This is a genomic window from Xanthomonas hydrangeae (genome assembly GCF_032697525.1).
GTDB lineage: Bacteria > Pseudomonadota > Gammaproteobacteria > Xanthomonadales > Xanthomonadaceae > Xanthomonas > Xanthomonas hydrangeae.
The window spans coordinates 4,733,792-4,739,434 of record NZ_CP103836.1 but is presented as its reverse complement, the minus strand read 5'-3'; the positions used below and the strand labels follow the sequence as shown (position 1 = coordinate 4,739,434).

Here is a 5,643-nt window from a genome sequence, read left to right as displayed (position 1 = left end):
GCCACGTTGCGGAAACCGCGTTTGACTGCAATTGAATGTCTGTAACAAGCGACGGCGTTCGCTCGCTGGCAGGAGCGGCAATAACCCTGCAGGGCTATACTGTGCCTCGCCGCGTTCAAGAGCCGTCAGCAGACATCTCAGACGTGCACCGACACGCAAGGCCTGCCGCCGTGTCGAATGCGAGCTATGCAATCCGCAACGAAATCGCTTGCGTAACTGGCAGATCTGCAATTGCAGCTGCGGTGTCGCGGTTGCACCAACAATCACCGCACTGTCGTTCGTTACACCGATCTCGATCAACGTCGGCCATGCATGTGTAACGTCACCACGTTGCGCCTTTTTCGATTGCGCATCCTCCTGGCCTGCAGTACGGAGTGCACGTTCCTCCAATGCGGCGTGCACCTGTTTGCAGATCGCACTGCAGGTGTCGTGCACGCGTGGATGCAATGTCAGCTGGCGTGTGCGGTCTGAATAGCGCAGCCTGATCTGCAAGGGCACTTGCTCGCAGGTCCGCGCCAGATAGATCGCCATTGCGGCGAGCAGACGTTCCAGTCGCTCGGCCTCTGCCGACCTTGGCAGGGCCTGCCAGCGTGACCAGACAAACGCACTTGCAGTCTCCTCAGGCGAGTACTGCGCCTGCGAAGTGTCAGAGTGGGGGAGCATCAGGTTGCCTTGCTCGATGGCAGGCCGCGATGAAGCCGTGGCGGCGCCGATCACTACTGCTTCGGAGTCAGAAGTCACGTTGAAAACCGCAAAGCACAGCGCTACTGAGGTTGGACACGAGATATCCATCGCAAAACTGAGGAGGTTCGGACGTCCTTGGGTGACGGATGAGTCTCCTTGTGTGCGGCTCACCATAGGCGCGATTCGAGAAGGATTTATTACATTCGCGCGGATTTATTGTTTAGCTGGATAATCTAAATATTATCAATGCACTATTTACTTTGGTTATGAAGTTAATTTAACGAATCGCTTCTTCCGATGCTTTCCAAGCCGATGTGATCCATGTTGCGTCATTCGCTTTGTTGTATGGCAAGCGTCTTACCCCATGTGGATCCGATCGATGTAGGTGTGTGAATTGCATCGCATAAACTTGCAGGTCGTCTCGGATAGAGCAGGCGCTGTTGACGCGGCGCGCCTCGACCGGCCAAACGACAGGCCGGACATTGGATCCCTTGCAGATGCGCCGTCATGGGGCTGCTAGGCTGTAGATGAGGAGCAGATGTGTGAGACATCGATCAGCCCTGCGCGCCTGATCCAGTAGGCAGGCTCGATCTCGCGGAGGTGGGCGTTGCCTGGACATCGCGTCCGACGGTTGCAGGCGCCAGCGCACTGTGGCGCGCTCGATCACTGCTCTTGGCGTCTACGCCAAACAAGGCTACAATGGCGTCCGTTCCAGGGCAGGGATGGCGAAAAACCTGTTGCAACACAATGGGTTGGACGCATGCAACTAGCGTGCAGTTGCTGTCTTGAGACGCACAGGCCCCGTTTGCGGGGCCTTGTTGTTGCAAAGCAGGTGTTGTGGAATGCGATGTTCGGCCTGGTGGTAGAGTGGTTATGCAGCGGACTGCAAATCCGCGTACGCCGGTTCAATTCCGGCCCAGGCCTCCACATCGCACGCTGTTCTAGTTGCATCTAAGTGCAGGTTCGCAAGCGGGTGGCACCGCAGGAAACAGCGAGCTGGTGATGTGAAAGGACTAGCGTAATGATGTGACAAGCTGTACAATTTTGCTCCACGCGGGAATAGCTCAGTTGGTAGAGCGCAACCTTGCCAAGGTTGAGGTCGCGAGTTCGAGTCTCGTTTCCCGCTCCAAATCAGAACGATTGAATCCGACGATTCAGTTGATCACTCAAAAGGGCCTTACGGCCCTTTTTTGTTGGGTCGGATTTGTGCAGGCACTTCGTTCCCGCGCCTGTGGCCCGACGTTCTTCGGCCAGACTCACCAGATTCGATAGGTGATCACCGTTTGCGAATCGACAAAACCGAAACTGATATCGCACAGACGCCCGCTTGGTAGATCCGGGCAGAGCTGCTCGCTGAGCTGAAAACGGACGACTCCCGCAATGGGATCCAGTGCCACCAGGTGCGCACAGGAAAAATCGAAGTAGCGGCCTACTGCTGAAAAACTCGCCTTGAACAGACTCTCCTTGGCAGAGAAGACGATGGTCAGCAACACGTCCAGCGGCACGTTGGTGGACGCGCAGATCGACTGCAGCAACGCCAGCTCCGAGCTATCCACGACAATGCTCAAAAACGCATCGCGTGCGTCAGCACCGACCACGTGCTCCAGATCGATGCCGATACCGCGCCATCTGCCAAGTGGGGCAACCGCCGCCGCGGCCAGGCGATTGGTGTGCGAGATGCTGCCGATCACCTGCGCTGGCCACAGCGGTTCACGCGAGCTGCCGGTGGCGATGTCGGGGTATGTGCCGGCGGCGACCAGTACCTGATGCTGCAAGGCTTGTTGCGCAGCCAGTCGACCGAAGAAATACTCGGCCTGGCGTTTGCGAACGCTACGCGCAATCGTGTCAGGGCAGGCGATGTTGCAGAGACCAAATGCTTCCAGCGAAAACTGCGCAAGTTCGAATGCCATGATCTGCACGATCAAACTGCCGCCGCCCAGGCAGGGCAGGGCGTACTGCCAACGCGCTTGCAATGCCTCGATCGAATCGATGCCTGGATCGCTCGCCGGAGGCGTGTTTCTGCTCAACAGCACGAACTGCATGCCGTCATCGGGCTGGGCGCCTCGCGTGCTGGACATCATCGACGCCTTCAACTTCGTCCGGCTTAACCGTCCGAGCGACATCTGCCAACGTATTCGTGCCAAGCAAGGCTGCGAGCGCGCGACAGATGGAGATGGATGAAGAGTGTGCCCGGGGCGGGAATCGAACCCGCATAGCCTTGCAGCTGAGGGATTTTAAGTCCCTTGCGTCTACCAGTTTCGCCACCCGGGCATTGCGATAGCGTGCCTGATTGCGCGCCGATTGTGAATCTCTGTGCGTATGTCTTGCTGCACTGCCGGCGCCTGTGCGGCCTGCGCTATCCTGCCGCTGTATAGCCGCGCGAAAAACCGCCCGCGCACGATCGAAGGAACCGCATGTCCCGCACCACGCTTCTCGCACCGCTTCAAGCGCGTATCGCCGTCATCGGGCTGGGCTATGTCGGCCTGCCACTGGCGGTTGCCTTTGGCGAGCAGCGCGACACGCTGGGCTTCGACATCGATGCGCAGCGGGTAGCGCAGTTGCGCGATGGCCACGACGCCACGCTGGAACTGGACGACACCGAACTGGCTGCCGCGACCCGGTTGCGCTGCACCGCGAACGCGGCCGACCTGGCCGCGTGCAGCATCTTCATCGTCACGGTGCCGACGCCGATCGACAGCTTCGAGCAACCCGACCTGGAGCCGCTGCGCAGCGCCACCACCTTGATCGCCGCCGTGCTCAAGCCCGGCGACCTGGTGATCTACGAATCCACCGTGTATCCGGGCACCACCGAAGAAGTCTGCGTGCCCTTGCTCGAAGCCGCATCGGGGCTACGTTTTAACGAGGATTTTTTCTGCGGCTACAGCCCCGAACGCGTCAATCCGGGCGACCGCCAGCGGCGTCTGCGCGATATCCACAAGATCACCTCCGGCTCCACCGCAGCAGCTGCCGATGCGGTCGACGCGCTGTACACCAGCATCATCACCGCAGGGACCTGGCGCGCGCCGTCGATACGCGTGGCCGAGGCCGCCAAGGTGGTGGAAAACATCCAGCGCGACGTCAACATCGCACTGGTCAACGAGCTGGCATTGATCTTCGACAAGCTCGGCATCGACACGCTGGATGTGCTGGAAGCGGCCGGGACCAAGTGGAATTTCCTGCCATTCCGGCCCGGCCTGGTCGGCGGCCACTGCATCGGCGTGGATCCGTATTACCTGATGCACAAGTCCGAGAGCGTGGGCTATCACCCGGATCTGATCCACACCGCGCGCCAGGTCAATAACCGTGTCGGCCGGCACGTTGCCGAGCGCGTCTGCGGCATGCTCGCCACGCGCGGCGTGGTGCTCGCGCAGGCGAGGGTGCTGGTGCTGGGCGCAACCTTCAAAGAGAACTGCCCGGATCTACGCAACAGCCGTGCACTGGAACTGGTGCAGCTGCTGCAAGCCGCGGGCGTGCAGGTCGATACCTGTGACCCCTGGGCCGACCCGGCAGAAGCCCTGCAGCATGCCGGCGTGCAGCTGTGCGAGATTGTGGACGAAGGTGCCTACGACGCGGTCGTGCTGGCGGTGGCGCATGCGCAGTACCGCGACTACGACGCCCAGCGCATCGCCGCGCTGGGCAAACCCGGCGCGGTGATTTACGACGTCAAATCGGTCTGGCCGCGCGAAGCGGTCAACGATCGTCTGTAACGCGCCGGTCTTGCTGCTGCAGCCAGTGCACCGCGCCATGTGCCGCACGTAATCCGCTGGCGAAGCAGGCGGTCAGCAGATAGCCGCCGGTCGGCGCTTCCCAATCGAGCATTTCTCCGGCGCAAAACACGCCAGGTTGTGCAAGCGCCATCAGCCCATCGTCCAGCGCTTCCAGCCGCACGCCGCCTGCCGAACTGATCGCCTCGGCAAGCGGGCGCGGCCTGAGCAAGCGCAACGGTAACTGCTTGAGCGTGCGTGCCACCTGCACAGGATCGTCGCCGGCCTGTTTGCCCAGGTGTTCGTACAGCAGCGCCGCCTTGACGCCATCGATGCCGACCTGTCGGCGTAAATGCTCGCTGAAACTCCGTCCCTTGCGCGGCTTGTCCAGTTCGGCGCTCACGCGTTCAAGGGAACGTCCCGGCACCAGATCCAGGCCAAGTTCGGCCACGCCATGCGCATCGATCTGCTCTCGCAAGTCTGCAGCCAACGCATAAATCAGGCTGCCCTCGATTCCGGTGGCGGTGGCAACGCACTCGCCCTGCAGTTCGTGTTGCACGCCATGACGATCATGCCAGTGCGCCACCACCGGCTTGAGCGGCGCACCGGCATGCCGCTGCACAAAATGCGCGCTCCAGTCGATGTCGAAACCGCAGTTGGCCGGCACCAGGGGCGCAACCGCGATGCCGCGTTGCTGCAGTGGCGCTTGCCACAGGCCATCCGAGCCAAGCTGCGGCCAACTGCCGCCACCGAGCGCCAACACCACCGCGTCTGCAACACGCTCGATGTCACCGGTCGGTGTGTCGAAGCGCAACGTACCGTCATCGCTCGACCCAAGCCAGCGATGCTGCACATGAAACGCGACGCCTTGTTCCTTGAGTCTGCGCACCCAGCCACGCAACAACGGAGCCGCCTTGCGATCCATCGGAAACACACGCCCGGAGCTGCCGACATAGGTGTCCACACCCAACCCGCGCGCCCAATCGCGCAACGCCTCCGCATCGAAGTCCCGCAACCAGGCCGCCACCGGTTCCGCACGCTCGCGATAACGCTGCGCAAACAGCGGCATCGGATCCGAATGGGTGAGATTCAAACCGCCCTTGCCGGCAATCAGAAACTTGCGCCCGACCGAGCCCTTGGCCTCGTAAAGGTCCACCGTAAGGCCAGCCGCACACGCCACTTCTGCGGCCATCAAGCCGGCCGGCCCGCCGCCGATCACTGCCAGCCGCCGTTTGTTCACATCCGTCATTGCTCA

General features: G+C 61.3%; 3 protein-coding genes and 3 tRNA genes. 3 read left to right on the top strand and 3 right to left on the bottom strand.

Going from position 1 to position 5,643, the window contains the following annotated elements:
• Positions 1-1,537 precede the first annotated feature (1,537 nt).
• Positions 1,538-1,611, top strand: a tRNA-Cys gene (locus tag NYR97_RS20040).
• Between the two features lie 126 nt (positions 1,612-1,737).
• Positions 1,738-1,813: transfer RNA gene (locus NYR97_RS20035), tRNA-Gly, on the top strand.
• Positions 1,814-1,940: 127 nt separating this feature from the next.
• Here the strand turns inward: NYR97_RS20035 and NYR97_RS20030 are convergent.
• Together NYR97_RS20030 and NYR97_RS20025 are read right to left on the bottom strand one after the other, a co-directional pair.
• On the bottom strand, positions 1,941-2,762 hold the full coding sequence (locus NYR97_RS20030; protein WP_316695421.1) for a 4'-phosphopantetheinyl transferase family protein: 822 nt from the start codon (positions 2,760-2,762) through the stop codon (positions 1,941-1,943).
• A 109-nt stretch (positions 2,763-2,871) separates the two neighbouring features.
• Positions 2,872-2,955 (bottom strand) — tRNA-Leu (locus NYR97_RS20025).
• A 143-nt stretch (positions 2,956-3,098) separates the two neighbouring features.
• On the opposite strand from NYR97_RS20025, the gene NYR97_RS20020 reads away from it, so the two are divergent.
• Complete coding sequence (locus NYR97_RS20020) at positions 3,099-4,391, top strand: nucleotide sugar dehydrogenase (protein WP_316695420.1); 1,293 nt, start codon at positions 3,099-3,101, stop codon at positions 4,389-4,391.
• On the opposite strand, the gene NYR97_RS20015 is transcribed toward NYR97_RS20020, so the two are convergent.
• Positions 4,375-5,637, bottom strand: a complete 1,263-nt coding sequence (locus NYR97_RS20015; RefSeq protein ID WP_316695419.1) for a TIGR03862 family flavoprotein — start codon at positions 5,635-5,637, stop codon at positions 4,375-4,377. The two genes, NYR97_RS20020 and NYR97_RS20015, sit on opposite strands and share 17 nt — an antisense overlap.
• Positions 5,638-5,643: the final 6 nt, after the last annotated feature.

What these genes read in the sequence shown, in the direction of transcription:
- NYR97_RS20030 (WP_316695421.1), bottom strand. Translation starts at nt 2,762, where the DNA reads ATGTCCAGCACGCGAGGCGCCCAGCCCGATGACGGCATGCAGTTCGTG.
- NYR97_RS20015 (WP_316695419.1), bottom strand. Translation starts at nt 5,637, where the DNA reads ATGACGGATGTGAACAAACGGCGGCTGGCAGTGATCGGCGGCGGGCCG.
- NYR97_RS20020 (WP_316695420.1), top strand. Translation starts at nt 3,099, where the DNA reads ATGTCCCGCACCACGCTTCTCGCACCGCTTCAAGCGCGTATCGCCGTC.